The sequence below is a fragment of the Geobacter psychrophilus genome (assembly GCF_056821595.1).
On the sequence record NZ_JBXDTU010000004.1, the window covers coordinates 3158421 to 3179485 of the forward strand.

20 protein-coding genes and 2 tRNA genes are annotated in these 21065 nt (G+C 49.3%); 13 read left to right on the forward strand and 9 right to left on the reverse strand.

All coding sequences use genetic code 11. The annotated features are described in order from the left end of the window. Nucleotides 1–26: 26 nt before the first annotated feature. On the reverse strand, nt 27–224 hold the full coding sequence (locus tag ACOCF6_RS17145) for a hypothetical protein (RefSeq protein ID WP_482461547.1): 198 nt from the start codon (nt 222–224) through the stop codon (nt 27–29). Between the two features lie 588 nt (nt 225–812). On the opposite strand from ACOCF6_RS17145, the gene ACOCF6_RS17150 reads away from it, so the two are divergent. The 9 genes from ACOCF6_RS17150 (at nt 813) to ACOCF6_RS17190 (ending at nt 8059) form a co-directional block, all read left to right on the forward strand. Beyond that, on the forward strand, nt 813–2060 hold the full coding sequence (locus ACOCF6_RS17150; RefSeq protein ID WP_482461548.1) for a tyrosine-type recombinase/integrase: 1248 nt from the start codon (nt 813–815) through the stop codon (nt 2058–2060). Between the two features lie 7 nt (nt 2061–2067). After that, nucleotides 2068–2685 (forward strand): hypothetical protein, encoded by a 618-nt coding sequence (locus ACOCF6_RS17155; RefSeq protein WP_482461549.1) that lies wholly within the window; start codon nt 2068–2070, stop codon nt 2683–2685. Between the two features lie 34 nt (nt 2686–2719). Beyond that, nucleotides 2720–2968, forward strand: a complete 249-nt coding sequence (locus ACOCF6_RS17160; RefSeq protein WP_482461550.1) for a hypothetical protein — start codon at nt 2720–2722, stop codon at nt 2966–2968. A gap of 344 nt (nt 2969–3312) precedes the next feature. Further along, nucleotides 3313–3543, forward strand: a complete 231-nt coding sequence (locus ACOCF6_RS17165; protein WP_482461551.1) for a helix-turn-helix transcriptional regulator — start codon at nt 3313–3315, stop codon at nt 3541–3543. Between the two features lie 184 nt (nt 3544–3727). Next, nucleotides 3728–4597, forward strand: coding sequence for a replication protein RepA (locus ACOCF6_RS17170; RefSeq protein WP_482461552.1), 870 nt, complete (start codon nt 3728–3730; stop codon nt 4595–4597). A 176-nt stretch (nt 4598–4773) separates the two neighbouring features. Then, the gene (gene istA, locus ACOCF6_RS17175; protein ID WP_482458892.1) at nt 4774–6291 is read left to right on the forward strand and encodes an IS21 family transposase; all 1518 of its coding nucleotides are present in this window, start codon (nt 4774–4776) and stop codon (nt 6289–6291) included. Further along, nucleotides 6278–7015, forward strand: coding sequence for an IS21-like element helper ATPase IstB (istB, locus tag ACOCF6_RS17180; protein ID WP_482458893.1), 738 nt, complete (start codon nt 6278–6280; stop codon nt 7013–7015). The genes istA and istB overlap by 14 nt, the downstream gene beginning before the upstream one ends. 330 nt (nt 7016–7345) lie before the next feature. After that, entirely contained in the window at nt 7346–7540 is a 195-nt protein-coding gene (locus ACOCF6_RS17185; protein ID WP_482461553.1) for a hypothetical protein, read from the forward strand. Between the two features lie 243 nt (nt 7541–7783). Next, nucleotides 7784–8059: a hypothetical protein gene (locus tag ACOCF6_RS17190; protein WP_482461554.1), complete on the forward strand. Its 276-nt coding sequence runs from the start codon at nt 7784–7786 to the stop codon at nt 8057–8059. A gap of 676 nt (nt 8060–8735) precedes the next feature. Here the strand turns inward: ACOCF6_RS17190 and ACOCF6_RS17195 are convergent. The 5 genes from ACOCF6_RS17195 to ACOCF6_RS17215 all read right to left on the reverse strand — a co-directional run bounded on the left by ACOCF6_RS17195 (nt 8736) and on the right by ACOCF6_RS17215 (nt 15773). Beyond that, entirely contained in the window at nt 8736–10106 is a 1371-nt protein-coding gene (locus tag ACOCF6_RS17195) for an InlB B-repeat-containing protein (RefSeq protein ID WP_482461555.1), read from the reverse strand. Nucleotides 10107–10226: 120 nt separating this feature from the next. Continuing rightward, the gene (locus ACOCF6_RS17200) at nt 10227–10538 is read right to left on the reverse strand and encodes a hypothetical protein (protein ID WP_482461556.1); all 312 of its coding nucleotides are present in this window, start codon (nt 10536–10538) and stop codon (nt 10227–10229) included. Beyond that, the gene (locus ACOCF6_RS17205; RefSeq protein ID WP_482461557.1) at nt 10535–14842 is read right to left on the reverse strand and encodes an RHS repeat-associated core domain-containing protein; all 4308 of its coding nucleotides are present in this window, start codon (nt 14840–14842) and stop codon (nt 10535–10537) included. The genes ACOCF6_RS17200 and ACOCF6_RS17205 overlap by 4 nt, the downstream gene beginning before the upstream one ends. Before the next feature lie 443 nt (nt 14843–15285). Next, nucleotides 15286–15360: transfer RNA gene (locus ACOCF6_RS17210), tRNA-Cys, on the reverse strand. 53 nt (nt 15361–15413) lie between these two features. Further along, a complete protein-coding gene (locus tag ACOCF6_RS17215) occupies nt 15414–15773 on the reverse strand; it encodes a hypothetical protein (RefSeq protein WP_482461558.1) in 360 nt (119 codons plus the stop codon). Nucleotides 15774–15896: 123 nt separating this feature from the next. On the opposite strand from ACOCF6_RS17215, the gene ACOCF6_RS17220 reads away from it, so the two are divergent. The 4 genes from ACOCF6_RS17220 (at nt 15897) to ruvA (ending at nt 18312) form a co-directional block, all read left to right on the forward strand. Continuing rightward, a complete protein-coding gene (locus ACOCF6_RS17220) occupies nt 15897–16640 on the forward strand; it encodes a YebC/PmpR family DNA-binding transcriptional regulator (protein ID WP_482461559.1) in 744 nt (247 codons plus the stop codon). A gap of 63 nt (nt 16641–16703) precedes the next feature. Beyond that, on the forward strand, nt 16704–17189 hold the full coding sequence (msrA, locus tag ACOCF6_RS17225) for a peptide-methionine (S)-S-oxide reductase MsrA (RefSeq protein WP_482461560.1): 486 nt from the start codon (nt 16704–16706) through the stop codon (nt 17187–17189). Next, entirely contained in the window at nt 17189–17719 is a 531-nt protein-coding gene (ruvC, locus tag ACOCF6_RS17230) for a crossover junction endodeoxyribonuclease RuvC (protein ID WP_482461561.1), read from the forward strand. The genes msrA and ruvC overlap by 1 nt, the downstream gene beginning before the upstream one ends. Next, on the forward strand, nt 17716–18312 hold the full coding sequence (gene ruvA / locus ACOCF6_RS17235) for a Holliday junction branch migration protein RuvA (protein WP_482461562.1): 597 nt from the start codon (nt 17716–17718) through the stop codon (nt 18310–18312). Before ruvC ends, ruvA begins: the two co-directional genes overlap by 4 nt. Before the next feature lie 111 nt (nt 18313–18423). Here the strand turns inward: ruvA and ACOCF6_RS17240 are convergent. The 3 genes from ACOCF6_RS17240 to argS form a co-directional block, all read right to left on the reverse strand. After that, nucleotides 18424–18500 (reverse strand) — tRNA-Pro (locus ACOCF6_RS17240). A 65-nt stretch (nt 18501–18565) separates the two neighbouring features. Next, nucleotides 18566–19342 (reverse strand): SPOR domain-containing protein, encoded by a 777-nt coding sequence (locus tag ACOCF6_RS17245; protein ID WP_482461563.1) that lies wholly within the window; start codon nt 19340–19342, stop codon nt 18566–18568. Nucleotides 19343–19353: 11 nt separating this feature from the next. Then, nucleotides 19354–21042, reverse strand: coding sequence for an arginine--tRNA ligase (argS, locus tag ACOCF6_RS17250; protein WP_482463393.1), 1689 nt, complete (start codon nt 21040–21042; stop codon nt 19354–19356). Nucleotides 21043–21065 lie beyond the last annotated feature (23 nt).

Genomic DNA, 21065 nt, shown 5'->3' on the forward strand with positions numbered 1-21065 from the left:
CGATCGATGTGTCAGCGGTCATATCGTTAAAGGTAATGACCACCCCAGCGATCTTGTTGCCCATGGTGAGTACGGCTTGATTCGTAGCTGATAAGGTGGGTTGGTTTTGATGAGCCGGTTTGATGGTGACGATTGGCTTCATAATCGTTACCAGAAAAGCGGAACCACTGCGAAGCTGTGGATTGGCGGATATTGGCATGGAAGGTGCGAATCTTTACACTCATTACTATACTACTGGTGATACCACCACAGATGCCACGCTTTGGCCTCCTCGTTAAATCACCCCATCGGGGCTAACAAGCCCGTCGTCCAGTAAGTCAAGGTTGTAGGTTTGCGGTGGTACGAAGCCTTAACCTTACTGGCAAGCCAATATACAGGCGGCGAGGTGTAGCCAAGTGGTAATTGATAATGCCGCTAGGCGTTATACTAAAGCCGGTACGGCTAGGTAGAGTGTCTTAAACAAAGTCCCGTCAAAAGTCACGTCAAGTAAATAGAAAAGGCCATGCTGTGAAGCATGACCTTTTCAATAAACCTAACAAATATAGGTGGTTGTTTGGAGGCGGCGAGCGGATTTGAACCGCTGAATAAAGGTTTTGCAGACCTAAATGCCTTCCGAACGGCGCTTCTCTATAAATCTCACATTGTTTCGTCGTGTCTCGTAAAGCTTGCGTAACATATTAACATAACTTAGATAATTGTGCTTCAATTAATCTTGATTGTCTCTTTGTGTATCATGGCGTATTATCGGTCGTCTCAATAAATCTTATTCATATGAGGCCACGTATAAGCCACGTCAGTTACTTGGGGGCAACATGCCAGAATTCAAGGGCAAATTATCGGATTTGTACCTTAAAGCATTAAAAGCAGAAATCAAGAAAAAATTGCTAAACAAGGAGTATGATCTCAAGGAGTATGATCTACGTGAAGGTCATGGTTTTGGTATTCGCGTGCGAAAAACAGGAGTGATAACGTTTTTCTATATGTATCATTTTGATGGAAAGCGGAAGTTCCTCAATCTTGGAATTTATCCAGATATTTCTTTATCAGATGCACGCCAAGCATATTCAGACGCAATTTCAAATGTCAAAAAAAATATTGATCCTAAAGCCCCACCTCCGCGACTTCCACCAGAACCTGAAATATTGACGGTTTCAAAGTTAAAAACATCATACATTGAACACATTAAAACTCATCTAGTTGCACGCTCTGTTATGCATCAAGACAACCGGCTAGAAAAGCATTTAATACCCGTATGGGGCGACCGTGATGTTAGTGGCATTTGCCGTCGTGACGCCATATTGTTGATCGAAAGCATTGCGGAAAAAAAGCCGGGGGCAGCGCGTAATGTGTTGCTTGCTGCAAGAGCAATGTTTACCTATGCAGTTCACCGTGAAATGATCGAGTACAATCCCTTTAGTGGCGTTGGCCTGGCCGTACCACAAGCATCTCCAAATTCGAGGGAGAGAGCACTATCTGATGATGAAATTAAACACGTTTGGCACTCACTTATAACTAAAAGCGGATCTGATATAATACCTCGCGCTATTTTGTTTGTCTTGGTAACTGCCCAACGGCCCGGAGAAGTGGCAGGAATGCATATCAGTGAATTTTCTGTGGGGGAGGGCAAAGCTCTTTGTCTAACCTGTAAACGGTGCGGCTGGTGGACGATTCCCGCCAATCGATCTAAAAACGGCAGAGAAAATCGAGTATATTTAACCCCTCTTGCCGTGTCTCTCATGCCATCGTTTGATGAGCACATATTTAAGGCATCAAGGGGGGCTGAAGGTCCTGTATTGGTAAATTCATTGAGTCACCATGTGACTCACAACAGTAATCCACCATTCTTTGGACTTGAGCGATGGACTCCTCACGATCTGCGCAGAACAGCTGCTACATGTTTGGCATCAATTGGTTGTTCTGACGAGATTATTGATGAAATTCAGAATCATAAAAAAAGAGGGGTAATACGAACATATAATCGATATAAATATGAAAAAGAGAAAAGAGTATGGCTTATGAGGTGGACGGAGCATATAGAGAAACTTATAAATGGAGTCTGATATAATCATGCAATCACCCACATTGAAAACCTATATCCGGACCCAGTTCTCGAAATTCGACTGTAGTGATTTTTCTCCATTGCCAGGAGTTCGCAATGCAGCTGTGATTTTTATGGCGTGGACATTACCTGCCGTTCTTGCCGTTACTTTTACGAACTGGCGTGGTCAATATACAAGTGTGAAGTATCTTAATGCTGCTATCTCTGAAGGTATTGGCCCACACCTTTGGAATGTAGTTGGCGCCGTCGGAATAGCTCTCTTTGGCCTGTTTATTCTTGTGCCACACTCGAAGTGGCTTGCATTGGCAGCCAATAATGTTTTGGTTAATACGTATGCCATTGGCGCTCTCACCTTCGGCATACTGTTTGGGCAATGGGCAAATGCTTTCGCTACAGCAAATCTCGACCGGTGGCAGGCATGGGCAAATGGGGTTGGTTTCGGCTTCCTATTTACCATAGTAATCACGCTCAATTTCATAATTTGGTATCTCGGCTACCTTTCGATGCCGGCGCGAAATAACACTGGTTTCGCTGCCAAGTTATCGACTGTTGATCTTCGAGTACGCGCCATTTTTGGTGTTCTATTTGTAACCGTTCCCACCATCTGTCTTATGTTGGAGAAGTAGAAGTTTAGTCGAACCAATCAACCGGAGGCTTAGTATGGAAAATAAACCAATTGATGAATGGTTTCGAGATGACCTGAACGTACTTTTAAATATAGTGCGTTCTCAGGTTGTCGCCTCTCATGTAATTGTTATGGAGGAAATCCGCGCTCTTCAGGGCAAAACCTTTGACTGTGACGCTGAGGTTAGTCGGCTTGAGGAACATCGAAGAGGCCTCGTAGAGCATTTTAATATCCCTTACGATGCCCTGGCCCGTGTTTTAAAAAATAAACAAGAGTCACTTTAAGAGTAGGTGAAGCAAGTTTCATAAATAGGCGAGCGAATCTTACAATTTCATTCTAAACAATTATGGGCCGGATTTTTCCGGCCCATTTTTTGTAGTTGTGAACTGACTAGTAATTTAATTTACACTTCATTAAGTTTATATCGCAATTTGATTTACACTACATTCAATTTAAGTGTCAACATCCCTTCACTGCATTTACACTACATTTAACTTCCTGTCAACATAACCTAACTAGCTGAAATAATTGATAAATATGTTGACATCTGACACAGTATAACGTACTAAAGAACATATATGGATCAGATTAAACTCCATAAGACAAATATTAAAAGGGGGAAATAGATATGCTCGAACAGCAAGGTGATAGGTTCCTGCGGATACCCACTGTTTTACAAATACTCGGGATTTCCAGAGCTACGTTGTATCGATTCTGTCATCAAAATGCAGGTTTTCCAAAGTTACAAAAGCTTGTACAAGGCAGCGGAAGTAGGTGTGCTTCGGGTTTATGGGCCAGCACATTGTACGGCTGGATGGAGAATCAGAAGCAGAAAGAAACAACCCCCCAGGTAAACTAGCGTGAACTAGTTATACCTGAGGGGCCGGACGGACGGGCGTCTGCAAACGACCGTTCCTGGGTTGGAACCCTAGGAACATCCTACCATTAACTCATTGCGACTGCAATCGTGTGAGTTCCTTGCTACCAGCCCGTCCTCCATTCAAGGAGGGCAAGATGTTCAGACATTGTTCACGGTGTCAGCCGTGAGTCAGAACCAATGTATTTCTATAAAAAAATCAGTCATAAACCTGTTGGCCGATGCTGTAGCCATCGAAGAAGAAACTGCCAAAGAAGCTGGGATGATAGGCTACATGGCAAGGGCAATGGTACAGTCAACCATGCCAACGAAAGACCCTAAAACAACCCACTTTGAGCGAAAGAACGGTTTTATTACGCTTACAATGGTAGCCATGAAAAAGGATATTGGATTACCGTATGGCGGTATTCCGCGCCTTATCATGCCATGGATAGGCCGTGAAGTGGTGAGGACAAGGGAACAAAAAATTTTTCTTGGTGGTAGTCTGTCCGATTTTTTGAAAGAGCTTGATCTGCACCGCACCGGAGGCAAGAGGGGCGATATAACCCGTTTGAGGAATCAATTAACACGGCTTTTTTCGGCGGGAATATCGGCGGTATATTCAAGCAATGAGCGTATGGCATTGAAGCAAACGCTCATTGCAGAGGAAGCTGATCTATGGTGGAACTCTAAGGAAATACACCAAGCGGGACTATGGGAATCCACCGTGACGCTAGGAAGTGGATTATATAAAGAACTGTTGGAGTGCGCCGTACCAGTTGATATAAGGGCGTTGAAGGCACTCAAAAACAATTCAATGGCTCTAGATATTTACAACTGGCGATCATACCGGAATACCTACTTGTATAAATCCACGCTGATACCGTGGGAAAGTCTGCACAGGCAGTTTGGGGCTGATTATAAGGCGACATATCATTTCAAAGCCGAATTTCTAAAGAATCTGAAAAAAGTGCAGGTTGTCTACCCTGAATCACGGCAAGACGTTACGGACAAGGGGCTTATAATTCAACCTTCAAAGACGCACATCATACGATGATAACCCTGTTTATAGAGTGAGTTGTTTGCGCTGATTTACTGATATACTGATTTATTTGTGAATCGGCATGCAATATTGACCCACTTAGGGGGATAATCGGCGTCCAAAATTGACCCACCTCAGCACCTTCCTCCATACTCTCTGGAACCAACCAGAGAGAGGAGTACCGAAAGGAGATGCTGAACGTGGAAACCATCCGCAAAGTCCGTCACGCCCACTACCGAGATGGCAAAGGCATCCGGGAGATAACCCGCGAATTCAACCTTGCCAGGAACACCGTCAGAACCATCCTCCGCACCGGCATGACCGACCAGAAGTACGTAAGGACTGAACAGCCACGTCCGAAGCTCGGCTCCTTTGAAGCCAGCCTTTCTGAATGGCTGGCTGAGGACAACAGCAAGCCTGTTCGCCATCGCAGAAGCTCTCAGATCCTGTTTGAGCAGCTACAGCGTGCAGGATACGAAGGAGGCTATGACAGCGTCCGCCGCTATGTGAGCAACTGGAAGAAAGCAGACGGCACGGCTGCTGTAAAGGCCTTCATACCCCTTGCCTATGACCCTGGTGACGCTTTCCAGTTCGACTGGAGTTACGAGAAGGTCGAACTCGGTGGTGTCCCCGTAGAGATAAAGATCGCCCACTTCCGCCTGTGTCACAGCCGCAAACCGTTCTGTGTCGCCTATACCCGTGAAACTCTTGAGATGGTCATGGATGCCCATGTCCGGGCCTTCGAGTTCTTTGGCGGTGTCTGCAGGCGAGGCATCTACGACAACCTGAAGACGGTAGTTACCAAGGTGCTGATGGGCAAAGACCGGGTGTTCAACCGTCGCTTCCAGAACCTGGCCTCCCACTACCTGTTTGAACCGGTAGCCTGTACGCCAGCCGCAGGTTGGGAGAAGGGACAGGTCGAGAACCAGGTCGGCGTAGTCAGGAAACGTTTCTTTGCCCAGCGTAGGCGGTTCAAGGACGTGGCTGAGTTGAACGAATGGCTACTGGACCAGTGCCGCAATCACGCCGCCACTTTCAAGCATCCCGAGCTCAGGACCAGAACCATTGACGAGGTGTTTGCCGAAGAGCGCAACCGTCTGCTGAGTATGCCGTCTCCGTTTGATGGTTATCAGGAAAGCGTTGCGCGTGTGTCGCCGCAGCTCCTGATCAGCTTCGACCGCAACCGTTACAGCGTCAATGCGATGGCTGTCGGTAAAACAGTCTCAGTACGTGCATACGCAAGCCGGGTGATCATCGTAATGAACGGCACAACGGTTGGAGTCCACGACCGTAACCTCAGTCGTGACAAGGTCATCTACGACCCCTGGCATTATATCGCCGTACTGGAGCAGAAACCGGGAGCCTTGCGAAACGGTGCCCCCTTCAAGGAATGGGATCTGCCGGAATCGATGGGTGAGGTCAGAAAGATACTGGCGGAACGCAGCGACGGAGATCGCCAGTTCGTGGGGATATTGAGCGTCGTCCGTCGTTATGGCTTGGAAGCCGTGGCAGAAGCGTGCGCCAAATCGATAGCCGACAAGACGGTCAGCAGCGATGTCATACTCACCATTCTGTCACGCACACACGATGAGCCGCAACCGGAACCGCTGCAGCCGTCAGCACAGTTGCCGCTGCTCAGGTTGGTCCCGGTGGTGGACTGTTACCGCTATGACCGCCTCCTCTCGGGAGGTGCCTATGGTACTGCGTGACCGACTGATGGAAGCCATCGGGACGCTCGGACTGTACGGAATGAAGTCCATCCTTGATGAGGTGCTGGCGGCAGGGATAAAGAGTCGGGCCACTCCGGACAAGATACTGTGCGACCTCCTGGAAGCGGAGATGGCGGAGAGGAAGTTAAGAAGCATCCGTTACCGCATGAGTCTGGCCAGGTTCCCGGTAGACAAGGATCTCGACCGGTTCGAGTTCGCAGCCACACCAGTCAATGAGATGCAAGTCAGAACCCTCTATGATGGCAGCTTCCTGTCCGATCACAGCAACATCATCATGGTCGGCGGTACCGGAACCGGCAAGACGCACCTTGCCATCTCCATAGCTCGGCAGAGTATCAGAAATGGCAGGAAAGCCAGGTTCTTCAACGTACTGGATCTGGTGAACCAGTTGGAGCAGGAGAAACTCGACAACCGGGGTGGCAAGCTGGCGGAACACCTGGCAAGGCATGACCTGGTTGTCCTTGACGAACTGGGTTACCTGCCATTCTCCAAGAACGGCGGCCAACTCCTGTTCCACCTGATCTCGAAGCTTTACGAGAGAACATCGCTGATCATAACAACCAACCTGACGTTCGGCGAATGGCCACAGGTATTCGGGGATGGAAAGATGACGACAGCCCTGCTGGACAGGATCACTCATCACTGCGAGATAGTGGAAACCGGAAATGAAAGCTGGAGAATCAGAACGAGGATAAACAACTAAAAACTACTGCTGGGGTGGGTCAAAATTGAACGCCTATAGCGGGTCAAAATTCAATGCCGATTGACAGTTCAGGGGCGGGAAAGGCATTAATAGGCGGTGTGAACCCAACTACCGGGGACAGGGGCGGCATTCTGCCTACTCTTGGACGCATGACAGGGGTAACTAACCGGGTGCAAAGCGCAACAGACCAATTGAAGGATATGGGATCTGATTTTGGTGGGAAAGTGGCTCAAAAGTTTGGATCTAAAAATAGTTCCACACCACCACCAGCTGCACCAAGTGGCGTTGATCTAAGATCTGATAAGCCGGATTAGTTAAGAGGGTAGTGATATGTCAGCCAAAATTATCAGTCTTTGCGAGTACCGTGAGCTGCTGCAACGGATCGAGGCCGAAGCTCTTGAGCTGGAACCATTGATAAATCTATATGAATCTGACATGGCCGTGAATGAGCATTTGTGGTTGATGGAAATAGCCAGGTCAATTGTGTACCCGCCGTTGTATTGTATCCAGGGTGGTAAAAAGTGATTCAAAAATGGTCTAAATTTGGTCTAAAAATGGTTCGATTTTGTTCAAATTCGAGTAGAAAAAGTGTCGGAAATATGCCGGTTTTGGGAGATAGTGAAACTTTAAAATATGGGTGTTCCCCTAAAGGGCCGTTCTGGAAGGTTTCACCCCGAACCACGCCATGAAACCGGCGAGTTTCAGCCCTGACGGGTTCCGGCCACTGAACGCAAAAACTTTAAATCAGCGTACCAGGGAGATTGCAACATGGGAAAATACAAATACGAAAAAGTGTCACATGGGATACATAAGGTTATCAATAAAAACTCAAAAAATCCCTTCTTCGTTTTCTGCCATATCAACCAGGAGCAGGTAGACAGGCTTTTGCAGCTATCAGCACACACAGGATTCACTCCTGATAGAATAGTTGCATTCGCCACTATGAGTCACGTGGATACTGAGCTTGCTAAACTGGCAGCAGGGGAGGGCATTACGACCAAAGATACCGTGCCCGATATTGAGGTCATAAACTGTGAAACTTGATTCAAAATCAGCTAATTAGGTTCTGAATTGCAACCCCAAATAATTCAAAACCAATGTAACATTGATTCGAAATTGAACAAAATTTGCTTCATGCTTGATTCAAATAAATGTAATCGGTTTGTATCACCATAAGGCAATGGTCTTTGAATCCCCATTGCCTTAACCGCTTAGTAGGGGTGCTATGTCAAGTACACTGTCGGAAACAGTAAATGTTGGCTGTTTAATAATGTGCCAATAATAGAAATGAGAACTGAAAGGTAACGTAATGGTAAAACAGACTGATTCAATAGATCATATTGCCCTAGCTCGACTCGTCGAGGCCGGAGCGATTCGGGGAGCGGATGTGGTAGGCCAACCGGGAGGTTGGGGGGTTGTTATAAAGTATGGCATGGTGGAGCGGCCACTTGTTGCACGGAGCGGTCGGCTCCGACTCTTCAAGCGATTTGAGACGTTGGTGGTTTATTTGAAGGATATAGGCGTGTCCAAGTACAGTGTAGATGCATCCAGTTATGATCCTGATTCAGCCAATAAAAACTTGGTGCGTCGTCCGGATGCTTCAGCGCGGTTGCGGAAGTTACATGAAGCATATACGAAATTATCAGATTAATGAGCTTTTGACATGCTTTACGAATTATTCAATATTTATGGTCAAATTGATTTGCTGTGTAAATACGGATTAATCATCTCCATGGCCTTCTCGGCGTTCATTTTGGTGAACACGGTCGTTATCTTTTTCCTTGTCATGACCATGCTTTTTGCTGCTCTGGTTCATATTTAGGATCACAACAGGTCCGGAAGTCAGGGGCGTGTTTGGAACAGCAACACCGGTGGTTGCAGTAGTTGACATCATCATTGGTGCGGCGGGCGCGGGAGAGTCACTGCCGATGATGGCAAGGTCCTTGACCCGTACCGATCCCAGCTGGATGATAAGTGGGTTCATGAGTTTCGTCGTGCCGACAACATTCAAGTAGGTACTGTCATAACCCCCCTGCAAGGTAACATCAATTGCTCTGGAGGCGGTCACTCCTTCGTTCAAAGTAATCCCCCAGATATTTATGACATCGCCGGTGAAGGCATGATTGTAAGCTTCCTGGAGCGATGTGTAAAAAGTGCCGGATACATTAATATGCTTTGTCGTATCAATATCGAACGTTGCGGTAGCCGTTGTATCGGAATTCAAGGTCACCTGGCAGTTTGTCTCAGGGCAAACCCCATTCGACAACGTCCAGCCGTTGAATAGGGAGTATTGGTCTGGTGCAGGGGTCAATGTGATTAATTCTCCAGTGGGAAACGTTGATGAACAGTTTGTATTACACGCAATACCCTCAGGGCTGCTAGTGACAATCCCTCCACCTGTGCCAATGAAACTGACTTGTAATGTCGAAATCGATGTAGTGAATCCGTATGAATTCCCGGCAAGTTGGTAGACAGGAAAGTATGCGCTGCTAATGGAGAGAAAGTGGTTATTTTCATTATTGGAGATGCCGCTGCCAAAGTCATTGGCGATTGCTGCTGTAAACGACTTGTAATCGATGCGGATGTCACCGTTTTTGAACAGGACCACTTCAAAGTTGTTCGGCAAGGCAAGCCCTTGATCGGTATAGGATTCCGCCTGCCATTCAATGACAACCCGGTCGCCTTGAGGCAGATCGGTCTTGTGCAGAACAAAGACACCACCATTGAAATACGACGTAAGGTCATTGTTCCAGGCGGCGATGACAGGCCCGGTAGTAGGCAGATTGAATGAGTTTACAGAACCGGCGGAACCGAACCAGATGTTACCGTTGGTGTCAATGGTGATCTGGGTATATGTTTGACCGTAGAAGGTAAATGCAGGCCATGTCTGAGGTAGTTGATAGATCAGAGATGCATCGTCGCCATAGACATAATCATACTCGGAGGATGTGTCCGCGATCAATCCGGAGTCCGCGCCATCCCAGGATGGAGTGAGTTTCTTGTTTAAACCGTAGATACCGTCTGTGGAGGCAAATGCGTTAATCGAGAGGGTCAACATCAAGAGTAATGCCATTATGGTGAGTGGTTTCATGTATGGTGCTCCTGAATCAGGATTGTTGCACAGTCTGTCAATTTAACATCTCTAGCGAATATTATTGTACAGGTAACTAGTCTTCACGAAGTTATGTTCGGCTCTATTCGGGTCTGCCCCCTAGGGCTTTTCAAATACTGGTACGTACCAATATGCTCGCTTATTGCGAAACCATTCTGAAAATTGTTGACAATCAAATACAGCTAATTGCCGCATAGAAATTTCATAACGGCGGAACATCGCTAATAATTCTCGCAATGTCGTTTCGTCTATTTCATCTTTGTTCACAGTAATATTGATGGTGTCGCCACGACCTTCATATTTTATGGAGCATTTTAATTTATCTAGCCATTCAAAAAATGCGGCTTCATCATATGCAGAAAAGAAAACGACTCTTGTAGCTTCTAATACAACTGCTTTGGTATTATTCATCGAGTTTTCCCTCCTGGATAAACATTTGTATAACCACCACCTGGGGTTTGAACGTCCCAATGTGGACCTCCATGTGCCCCTGCGCCTGGTCCTGTTGGAACCCAAACTCGACCTCCCTTATCTGGGTAGCCTCTTCCAGGACCATTGGGGTTAGGAACAGTTTGTCCGTCCCATCCTTTTGGAGGTTTATAGCCATCAGCTGGACCAGGAGGACCCGGTGCTTTTGCATCACTACTTGGCGGTGTCGGAACATTATTCTTGTTTAGCAAAGGGTTAATGATATTGTTCCACAGTGCTTGACCACCGATAACTCCAATTCCTAAACCAATTAACCCCCCTATTGCAGCACCAGGAGGGCCACCTATTGCACCTCCAACTAATGCACATGGAACCGGATTAAGTCCATAAGGGTCAATGAAGTTTATCGGATCATTTTGGACATATGAAAATACATTTATTCCTCCGTTATAGGAGCTCGGATCTTTAGATATAAACCTTCCTTCCCTCGGATCATAATACCTCGCTCCCATCTCCGTCAGGCCACTCTCTAGGTCATATTCCTTGCCAACGTACATAAAACTGTTGCGGAAAGGTGTCGTCTGCTTTGGCACTCCAAAGCTGTCGTAACTGTAAGTCTGGACGGGAACCGCTGATTCGTTGGAAATGGCCGTGATGCTTCTCAATCCGTCTGCGTGGAAAAAGTAATAAGTGCCGTCTCGATCCATGGCAAGGTGTTCATCGACACCGGGACCGTGGATGTAATAGGTTGTTGTGGTGCCGCTGCTGTCGGTATAGTACTCAACGGCAATGTTATTCTCGTCGTACAGGTATTGCCAAGTGCCAATGACCTTCGGATCATTACCGGTGATAAACGTGGTCACCTTCTTCTCTATCCTTCTGTCGAAAGGATCGTATTTGAAGTCAACGGTCCTGCTTTCCACAATAACGTTGTTGACCTTTCTGAATATGAGCACCTGAGTCAGCCGGTTCTCTAGGTCCCAAGTCAGCGTCCAACCCTTGTTAGGAGCATTGGGGATGGTTCTTGTGATTTGGTTGCCTGCATCGTCATACTCGTAGCCAAGTTGTTTGCCGTGGGTCATGCGGTTGGCTGCGTCATAAGCGTAGGTAGCGAGAGCCAGCGATTCCTTGGGACCGGGACCGCCTGTCCTGTTGCCGACATCATCATAAGTGTACTTTTCAGAGCCTTTGGGGGTATCGGTCTGGGTCAGACGGTAGATTTCGTCGTAGTGGTAGGTTTCGGTGCTGTTAGGTGTGATCTTGCTCTTGCGGTTGCCGGTCTTGTCAAAACCGGAGTAGTTGGCAAAGGTGATGGATGCTGTGCTGGTGGAATGCTTGATCTTTTTGAGCCGGTCCAGATTGTCATATTCATGTTCCACGGTGATACCGACAGGTTGATAGGTAATGGTATTCCGTCTACCCAGCTTGTCATAGAGGTAAGTAAAAATTTTGGTTCCGGCTGTGATGATCCAGGGGCGGTTGGCTTCGTCGTATTGGTACGAGATTGACCTTGAACCGGTTGTACCGCTGTAGGTAACCTGTTGTCGCTGTCCCAGCTTGTCATATTGGTCGTAGCTGACCGTCCGGGTGTTGGTATTGTCCTTAACACTCTTCAGCCGCCCTTTGTAGCTGCCGCCAGTGTAGTTGCTAAAGGTATAGCTGATGTTGGCGTTGCTGGCGGCATTTATCCTGCCGTTGCTGTCATAGCCATATGATGAATTGGGAGTACTGTTGTTGTCATTGTATTGTTTGCTGATTATCTGACCGCGATTATTGTAGTCATAGGTAACTTGCAGGATATCCGTGTCCACAACCACTTTGAATTTTTTAAAGAGTTTCCCATTGGGGTGATAGGTGTAGTGGTACTTCTTGCCCATGGGGTCGGTTTCGTACTCCAGACGACCGGCCTTGTCATAGGAATAGATCGTGGAACGCTGGTCGGAAGGTTGCTTGGAAAGCTGATTGGCATCCGTGATGCTGGTGAGTTTGTCCGCGCTGTTGCCACATGAAGGACAGCTGGTACCACCATAGACCAGGCTGGTTTGTTTCTGACGGGCATCAGTGATAGTGGTTATTTGGCGGTTGAAATCGAAAAGATATGTTGTCGGCTTCTGTTCGGCATCCGTGACTGAGTTGACGTTATCATTTTTATCGTAACCGTAGGTGGTGACGATGTCCGGCTGGCCGGTAACGCGGGTAGTGACGGTGTACAGGCGGTTCCGGTTGTCATAGACTGATATAACCATCTTTCTCTGCGTACCGTCCCTGTCCAGGATCGCATACCAGATGTTATTGCCGTTAGCGTCGTAGGCGACATTGAGAAGGCTGGGGTCAAAGTAGCTGGTGGTGACTCCATCCGGAGTGACCACAAATTTCAGGAATCCAACAACCTTCGCAGTCCGGTTTTCCGGAGTGTCTTCATAATAGCTGTAGGTCGTCACCTTCTGATTAGAGTCGGTAATGTCCTTGATCTTGCCGTTACTGAAATAGCGGGTGACAGTGGTTGCCTTGGTTGGATCGGTAACAGTGGTGACCAGGTAGCCATCTGTATCAACAGTATAGCTGTAAGTGGTGGTTAGAATGTTCGCACCACGTTTGTCGTCCATTCTGGTGATGAGGTTCTTGAAAGCGGGATTTGTGTTGTTTAGGTCATATGTGTAGCTGAAAGCAAACCTGCTATTGATGCGGCTGTCGCTTGCAGGATCGCCAACCAAGTCCGGGTCAATACCTAATGCGGCTATATCCAGAGGTTCTGTCTCACTGGCCACATTACCCATGGCATCATAGATATAGAAAGTGGTGTAGCGGATGTCGTTCACTGGCGGAGCTGTTATAGATTTACTGAGTCCATTGGGATAGTAGGTATAGCTGGTAGTGTTCCCAAGAGGGTCGGCCTTACTGCGTATGTTCTCGCTTAAACTGTCGTATGTAAATTGCCAGTTATTCTGATCTTTGTCGGTAAGTGTAAAATTCTTTATCGGGACGTATGACGTTTTATTGTTGGAAACCACGATCATTTGTAGTGGAAAATAGTCGGGGATTTTACCTGCTGAAACCGGGGCTGCAAATACGTAATCACGATACTTTTGATTATTATCGGTGGCTTTAGTAACCTTTTGACCGGTGTAAACATATGTGGTTGTAAATTGTCCCGGATCAGTCTTGGTCTCAAGTAATCCGTTCGAGGTATTATAGGTATATCCCCAATGATCGCCACCAGGAAGCGTCAAGGTATCGAGCTTTCCACTAGGGTAGCCGAGAGTGTAATCCTTGTCGTTTGGGTCCTTAATTGTTGTGAGCTTGCCGCTTGTTGGGTCATAGCTAAAGCTGACGGTTCTTTTGCTCGGGTCGGTAACCCCGGTAAGCTTGCCGTTGTTGGGATCGTAGGCAAAGGTAAGAGTGTTTCCGTACTTATCCATCAGAGAGGTGATGGTGCCAGAGGAGTTAAAGTTACGTTTCAAGCCGTCCGGTTCTGTGATGGTCCAGGTGCCATCACTATTATGGATCAGAGTAGAATTATCACCTTTTGGTGAAACATATGCTGTGTTGTAATTGTTGTAGATGCGGCGCTCCCCATGATACCAAAACACTTTGGAGCTTCCGGCGCCACTTTGCAGCGTCATTTCATAGGTACGACTCCAACCATTACCGATAGTACTGGGGGCAAATGGATTGCTACCGTAGTAAAGTGAAATGTCTAGGGCAAGTGGTTGGCCGCTGTTTACCGAAAATACCCTTTGGTCGTGAGAGAGACTGCCTGTAACCAGGTTTACGGACGAACCAGCTGGCAACTTACAAGCATTGTTAAAGTCACCGCCCTGGCAGTCGGGGGATGCCGAAGGGATTATAAAGGCTTCTTTGAATACATCAGTGTGTAGCTGCCCTGTTGCATAACCGCTCATTTGCTTATTATCAATCAGTCCGGTATACGACGGACTGATTGCAACAATATGGGAGCCTTCTTTGTTGCGAAACACCCTGTATCCAAAGCTTTTCCACGGGTTGGTAATGGTTGGTGGCGAAGTGTACGTATCTGTATCTGGGGCAAATACTACAACTGTGCCGTTTGAACATGAGACCAAATTGCTGAGGTAATAATATGTTGAAGCATCGTTAGAACCTTCAGAAAAACATTGGTAGGCTACCCACTCGGCACCAATTACCGAGTTTCCAGATTGTGGGTTGCATGAAGTTGAAGCAAAACACACTGTATGAGAAAACAAGATAAGTCCAACAAGTGACAGTAAACGGAAGGCGGAGGCGATACCGGAGAATTTACGCGGCATATCTAAACTCCTTTGGAAGGATGTTATGAGAAGGAAGTCATGGCAATTTTCGTGCAAACTATCACCAAGCAGCATTAAAAACAACATAAATTAGTGTGTTTTAGATGAGGGGGAAGTTCATTGATTACGATTATCAAAGAAGAAACCATAAGCGATAAACTTCGTAAGAGCGGCCTATTGCATCCAGTGAAACGCATGAAAGATGTTGGTGCATATTAAAGTACAACGTGGCCGCATCTAGTTATGATCCGGATACGGCCAAGAAGATACTTATCATTCCGGATGTTTCAAAACGACTACGAAGGTGTTTGACGCTTATAACGGGTTTGTGGAGTTAATTGATAGGGGGGCTGTATCGAACGAAATTGGAAATAAGGCCACGCGATAGGCCACGTTAAAAGCAAAAAGGGTTACCCTGTACTAGGCTAACCCTTTGTATTTATTGGAGGCGGCGAGCGGATTTGAACCGCTGAATAAAGGTTTTGCAGACCTCTGCCTTACCACTTGGCTACGCCGCCATATACAATTGAGAAGAGTATTTATATAGAATCATCCCCCGTGTTGTCAATCCCTATTTGAACCTGATTGCAATTCCGGTGGCGCGGTACTCAGTTGTCGGCATAACCAGGTAGGTAGTCGTATGTCCGGTGACCTCCGGCAGGATAACGGCATCGGCACCCATTTTGGCGGCTTCTTCTCTGATGGCGTTGAAACCCCATTCGCGGATATCAGGGGTAAGCTGGTAGTCGGCGATGCCGTAGACTTCGCGGCTGACCTGAATCCGCCCCACCTTGGTATAGGTCCTGATAAGTTCATCCTGCGCCAGGATGGGCGGCAATTCATGCATCGGGGGGAGTGTAACGCATGCGGCTAACATCAGCAGCAGGAACGTTATGGGAACAAGCAGCAACCGGTTGCGATGAGTGAGCATGACTGGTCTGTCCTTTACAGGGGCTTTTTAGTATGGACAGCGGGTAGTCAGCATGCTACTATTTGCCGCTTTTTCCGGCAACAAAAAAATGCTTTTTACATTAATCTCTAAGGAGCGGGAAAGATGTCTGGACACAATAAGTGGAGTACGATCAAGCACAAGAAGGGTGCGGCTGATGCCAAGCGCGGCAAGGTCTTTACCAAGATCATCAAGGAGATTTCCGTGGCTGCCAAGCTGGGCGGAGCTGATCCGGTTGCCAATCCGCGCCTGAGGACGGCGATTGACAAGGCCAAGGCCGAGAACATGCCCAAGGACAATATCGAGAGGGCCATCAAGAAGGGCTCCGGCGGCATGGAAGGCGTTACCTACGAAGAGATCATCTACGAAGGCTATGGACCGGGGGGGGCGGCCGTACTGGTGGAGGTGTTGACCGACAACCGTAACCGTTCGGTATCCGAGGTGCGCAGCATCTTTTCCAAAAACAACGGCAATATGGGTGAGGCAGGCTGCGTTTCCTGGATGTTCAGCAAGAAAGGGCTGATCATTTATGACAAGTCCGTTGATTTCGATCAGCTCTTTGAGGCTGCCATAGAGGTTGGTGCCGACGATGTGGCTGAACAGGACGAGCAGTTCGAGGTTACGACCGAACCGGGTTCCTTTATCGAAGTGCGCGAGGCGCTGGCGGCCAAGGGCTTCAAGCATGTCAACGCCGAGATCACGATGATCCCTCAGACTCTGGCGGTCCTGGAGGGGAAGCAGGCCGAGAGCATGCTGAAGCTGATGGACAAGATGGAGGATTGCGATGACGTCCAGAACGTCTACTCAAACTTTGATATCTCGGCGGAAGAGATGGAAAATATGATGTAAGAGAAAGGGGGCTTCGGCCCCCTTTTGCGTTACTGGGTAAAGCGTTTCTGAGAGTTTGTTTATATGTGTCTGGAGGATCAGATGGAAAAAGCCACCTTTGCAGCCGGCTGTTTCTGGGGTGTCGAGGATGCCTTTGTGACTGTACCCGGAGTCCTGTCAACGCTGGTCGGGTATACCGGCGGTCAAATGGAACATCCCACCTACCACGATGTCTGTACCGGTATGACCGGTCATGCTGAAGCGGTCGAGGTGACCTTCGACCCGGCGATCATTTCCTATGACCAGCTGTTGACGATATTCTGGCAATGCCACGATCCGACCCAATTAAACCGCCAGGGCCCTGACCTGGGGACCCAGTACCGGTCCGCGATCTTCTGTCACTCCGAAGAGCAGAGGGTAGTGGCGGAGGAGTCGCGTGAGGAGCTTGATCGTTCCGGCCGACTGCGCCGCCCGATTGTTACCGAGATCGTGCCGTGTGCCACCTTTTGGACGGCTGAGGAGTATCATCAGAAGTATCACCAGAAGCATGGCGGGGGCTGTGGGTTCTGATGCGAGTACTCGGTATAGACCCCGGTTCACGCATCACCGGCTACGGCATTGTGGATCAGTTGGGCAACCGGCTGGTTCATGTGGATAACGGTGCCATCTTCACCGATAAGGCTGCGGATTTCGCCGGGCGACTGAAGCGGATCTTTGAAGGCCTGTCTGAGGTCATCGCCGAATACCGCCCTGATGAGGTTGCAGTGGAGAATATCTTTTTCTCCACCAATGTGCAGAGTGCTCTCAAGCTGGGTCAGGCCCGAGGTGCCGCGATCGTCGCGGCTGTCCATGCCGGGCTGCCGGTTGCCGAATATACGGCGCTGCAGGTCAAGCAGGCCGTGGTGGGGCAGGGGCGGGCCGAAAAGGGACAGGTACAGAAGATGCTCAAGATTCTGCTCGGACTGCCTGAAATAGCGCAGGAGGATGCCTCAGATGCCCTGGCGGTTGCCGTCTGTCATATCAATTCCCGCGAACTGCTGCAGAAAGCAGGTCCGGCAATCCCGAAACGAAAGACCTCTTGGAGGAACTACATACCATGATTGCTCTGCTGACCGGAAAGATCGCCTATAAATCCCCTGATCATATCATCCTGGATGTGAACGGGGTCGGCTACCGGGTTATGATCCCTTTTTCCACCTATTACGAGCTGCCAGAAGAGGGTACCGTCAGTCTGCACATCCATACCAGCGTCCGTGAAGATGCGATCCAGCTGTACGGATTTCGTACCCGCCTGGAAAAGTCTTTCTTTCAGTTGTTGATATCCGTATCCGGCGTCGGCCCCAAGCTGGCCCGCGATATCCTTTCCAATATCCAGCCGCAGGCTTTGTCCCAGGCCCTTATGCTCAGCGACATCCACAAGCTTTCCACCATCCCGGGTATCGGCAAGAAAACCGCCGAGCGTCTGATACTTGAGTTGAAGGACAAGGTCGGGAAACTGGATATTTCCGCGCTGCCCGCAACAGAGGCACGCGGAATACCCGCTGAAGATGTTCTTGAGGATGTGGCCTCGGCACTGCTGAATCTGGGATACAAGGAGCCACAGGTCAGGAAGGCGTTGGGCGGATTGGATGCCAGCGGAGACGCAGGCGTTGAGGTATTGTTGAAACAGGCATTGAAGATCTTGATGAAATGAGGATGGTTGTGTCCAGGGAGAGAATTATTTACTGCTGTCAGTGCTGATATGATGCTGTGCAGAAAATACAAAAAAGGGTTTAACCGCTAGCGGTTAAACCCTTGAATTGTCTGGTCGGGGAGACAAGATTCGAACTTGCGACCCCCTGCTCCCAAGGCAGGTGCGCTCCCAGACTGCGCTACTCCCCGACGAAAGAACATTATGTACCATGGAATAGATGCTTTGGCAACAAGTAAGTTGCTTTCTGATGAAATTAGTCCGGAATGACAAGCGCCGTTTTGCCCAATTTGCCTGCCAGTTCCTTGGCCGCCTCCTGATCCAGTCTTTTGCCCACACGTACGCGGTACCAGATTCCCTTGTCACCCTGGTTTGAATCCACGATATATGCCTGGTAGCCTTTGGCCGCCAGTTTGCCTTTCAGGGCCTCAGCTTCTGACCTGAGCGGGAAGGATGCCACCTGGACGGTAAAGGAGCTGTTCTCGGAGTGCCTTGCTGCTGATTTGTCTCCACCGGCAGGTTTTTCCGGGGCTGGCTTTGTCGGTTCGGAGGCCGCTGACCGGTTCAGATTGGTTGGGATGGCCGCCTGAAGCGGCTGTTTTGATTTGTCATCCTTTGTATTGATACCTGAACCGAGTACATTGCCCTTTTGCCCGCTGGGCAGGGTTTTGTAGAAGCTGAGCGGCGGGTCGCTTGTGGCGGTGCCGGGCGCTGCAGACGGCTGTTGCGTTGTGGCTGGAACAGGTTGTGAAGGGGCAGTTGTTGCCAGTTGAGCTGCTTGGGGTGGTTTGGGTGGCGGAGTCGGCTCTTTTACTGCGGAATTTTCCAGGCTGTTCTGCTCGGTTGCCGCCTGAAATGATTTCTTGGCGGACTTTTGCGAGAGGAACCAGCCGGTTCCGAAGCCTGCAATGAAGATGAGTCCCCCGGCTATTATCAGGATGGTCGTGAAAAGTCCATTCGACTCTTTGCGCTGTCTGCCTGGCCCCTGGGGGGTGACATAGGATTTTTTCGGTTCGCTGTAATCAATCCGCATGGGAGACTCCGTTACATTCTTTCGGGTGCCGATATACCCAGTATGACCAGGGCATTTCGCAGGGTCTGGGCGGTACGTTTGAGTAAATACAGTCTGGCTGTGGTCAGTGCCGAATCTTCGCTGATCACTCGATTCTTGTTATAGAAGCTGTGGAAGCAGCCGGCCAGTTCCGTCAGATAGTAGGTCAGGCGGTGTGGTTCGAAGTGCTGGGCGCTGTCGTCAACCGTATCGGGCAGAGCTGACAGCAGTTTGATCAGCTGCAGTTCTTCCGCTGTGTTCAGAACCGCGAGATCTGCCGGCTGCGGATTCTCCGGTGCAGTGAAGCCCTTTTCACGGGCATTCTCAAAGATGCTGCAGATTCTGGCGTGGGCATACTGTACGTAGTACACCGGATTGTCCGGCGATTGCTCTTTTGCCAGATCGATATCGAAGACGAGCTGCGAATCCGGTTTGCGCATGATGAAGAAAAAACGGGTGGCATCACGGCCGACCTCATCGATCAGGTCCCGCAGAGTGACATAACTGCCGGCACGCTTGGATATCTTGACCTCTTCACCGCCGCGCATGACGGTTACCATCTGGTGCAGCACGTATTCAGGCCATCCCTTGGGGATGCCGCAGTTCAGGGCCTGCAATCCGGCCCGCACACGGGTAATGGTGCTGTGGTGATCCGAACCCTGCTCATTGACCACCCGGGTGAAGCCCCGCTCCCATTTGTTGCGGTGATAGGCTATGTCCGGCACAAAATAGGTGTAGGCGCCATCGCTTTTGCGCATGACACGATCCTTGTCGTCGCCGAAGTCTGTCGTACGCAGCCACAGGGCTCCATCCTGCTCGTACGTGTGGCCGTTATCGCCGAGTTGCTGTACGGTTGTTTCAACACTGCCATTTTCATACAGGCTTGATTCAAGCGTAAAGACATCAAACTGCACATCAAAGGCCTTGAGATCCAGGTCCTGCTCGCGACGGAGACAGGCTACGGCGAAGTCCCGAATGGCATCCAGATCCTCCGGATTGCCAAGGGCTGTCACGTGGCGGTCATTGGAATCCACGGTTTCCTTTGCCAGATAGGCCCTGGCCACATCCTTGATGTACTCGCCCTGGTAGCCATCTGTCGGCCAGCGTTCATCGTCCGGCCCGATATCCTGGCAGCGGGCCTGTACCGAGAGGGCCAGGTTGGTGATCTGCTGTCCGGCGTCGTTGTAGTAAAACTCGCGGGTTACATCCCACCCGGTCGCATCCAGCAGGCGGCAGATCGTATCGCCGATAGCCGCACCCCGGCCATGACCGATATGCAGGGGGCCGGTGGGGTTGGCACTGACGAATTCCACCTGTATTTTTTTTGCTGCGCCGGTAGATGTGCGGCCATATGCTGCACCCTGTGACTCAATCTCAAGCAGGGTCTGCTGCCAGGCGGATGGCGCGACAATGAAGTTTATGAAACCTGGTCCGGCGATCTCGCACGAGGACAGCAGGCCATTTCCGCTGCCGATATGGCGGATGATGATCTCGGCGACCTGACGGGGCGCTTTACGCTCACCTTTGGCGGTCTGCATGGCGATATTGCAGGAAAAATCCCCATGCTCAGGATTGGCCGGCGTGCCGATAATGACGGCAGGAAAGGGTGACGTGATCAGTTCATCTGCTGTGGCAGCAGCTTTCAGGGCGGATTCGACGAGGGCGGCTATTCTTTGTCGCATCATATCTAATGGGGTTCCTTCGT

Coding starts and splice junctions, on each gene's coding strand:
- ACOCF6_RS17200 (WP_482461556.1), bottom strand. CDS start 10,538: ATGAATAATACCAAAGCAGTTGTATTAGAAGCTACAAGAGTCGTTTTC.
- ACOCF6_RS17160 (WP_482461550.1), top strand. CDS start 2,720: ATGGAAAATAAACCAATTGATGAATGGTTTCGAGATGACCTGAACGTA.
- ACOCF6_RS17215 (WP_482461558.1), bottom strand. CDS start 15,773: ATGCTCACTCATCGCAACCGGTTGCTGCTTGTTCCCATAACGTTCCTG.
- ACOCF6_RS17190 (WP_482461554.1), top strand. CDS start 7,784: ATGGGAAAATACAAATACGAAAAAGTGTCACATGGGATACATAAGGTT.
- ACOCF6_RS17165 (WP_482461551.1), top strand. CDS start 3,313: ATGCTCGAACAGCAAGGTGATAGGTTCCTGCGGATACCCACTGTTTTA.
- ACOCF6_RS17155 (WP_482461549.1), top strand. CDS start 2,068: ATGCAATCACCCACATTGAAAACCTATATCCGGACCCAGTTCTCGAAA.
- istA (WP_482458892.1), top strand. CDS start 4,774: ATGCTGAACGTGGAAACCATCCGCAAAGTCCGTCACGCCCACTACCGA.
- ACOCF6_RS17195 (WP_482461555.1), bottom strand. CDS start 10,106: ATGAAACCACTCACCATAATGGCATTACTCTTGATGTTGACCCTCTCG.
- msrA (WP_482461560.1), top strand. CDS start 16,704: ATGTGTCTGGAGGATCAGATGGAAAAAGCCACCTTTGCAGCCGGCTGT.
- ACOCF6_RS17185 (WP_482461553.1), top strand. CDS start 7,346: ATGTCAGCCAAAATTATCAGTCTTTGCGAGTACCGTGAGCTGCTGCAA.
- ACOCF6_RS17205 (WP_482461557.1), bottom strand. CDS start 14,842: ATGCCGCGTAAATTCTCCGGTATCGCCTCCGCCTTCCGTTTACTGTCA.
- ACOCF6_RS17145 (WP_482461547.1), bottom strand. CDS start 224: ATGAGTGTAAAGATTCGCACCTTCCATGCCAATATCCGCCAATCCACA.
- ruvC (WP_482461561.1), top strand. CDS start 17,189: ATGCGAGTACTCGGTATAGACCCCGGTTCACGCATCACCGGCTACGGC.
- ruvA (WP_482461562.1), top strand. CDS start 17,716: ATGATTGCTCTGCTGACCGGAAAGATCGCCTATAAATCCCCTGATCAT.
- ACOCF6_RS17150 (WP_482461548.1), top strand. CDS start 813: ATGCCAGAATTCAAGGGCAAATTATCGGATTTGTACCTTAAAGCATTA.
- ACOCF6_RS17220 (WP_482461559.1), top strand. CDS start 15,897: ATGTCTGGACACAATAAGTGGAGTACGATCAAGCACAAGAAGGGTGCG.
- argS (WP_482463393.1), bottom strand. CDS start 21,042: ATGCGACAAAGAATAGCCGCCCTCGTCGAATCCGCCCTGAAAGCTGCT.
- ACOCF6_RS17245 (WP_482461563.1), bottom strand. CDS start 19,342: ATGCGGATTGATTACAGCGAACCGAAAAAATCCTATGTCACCCCCCAG.
- istB (WP_482458893.1), top strand. CDS start 6,278: ATGGTACTGCGTGACCGACTGATGGAAGCCATCGGGACGCTCGGACTG.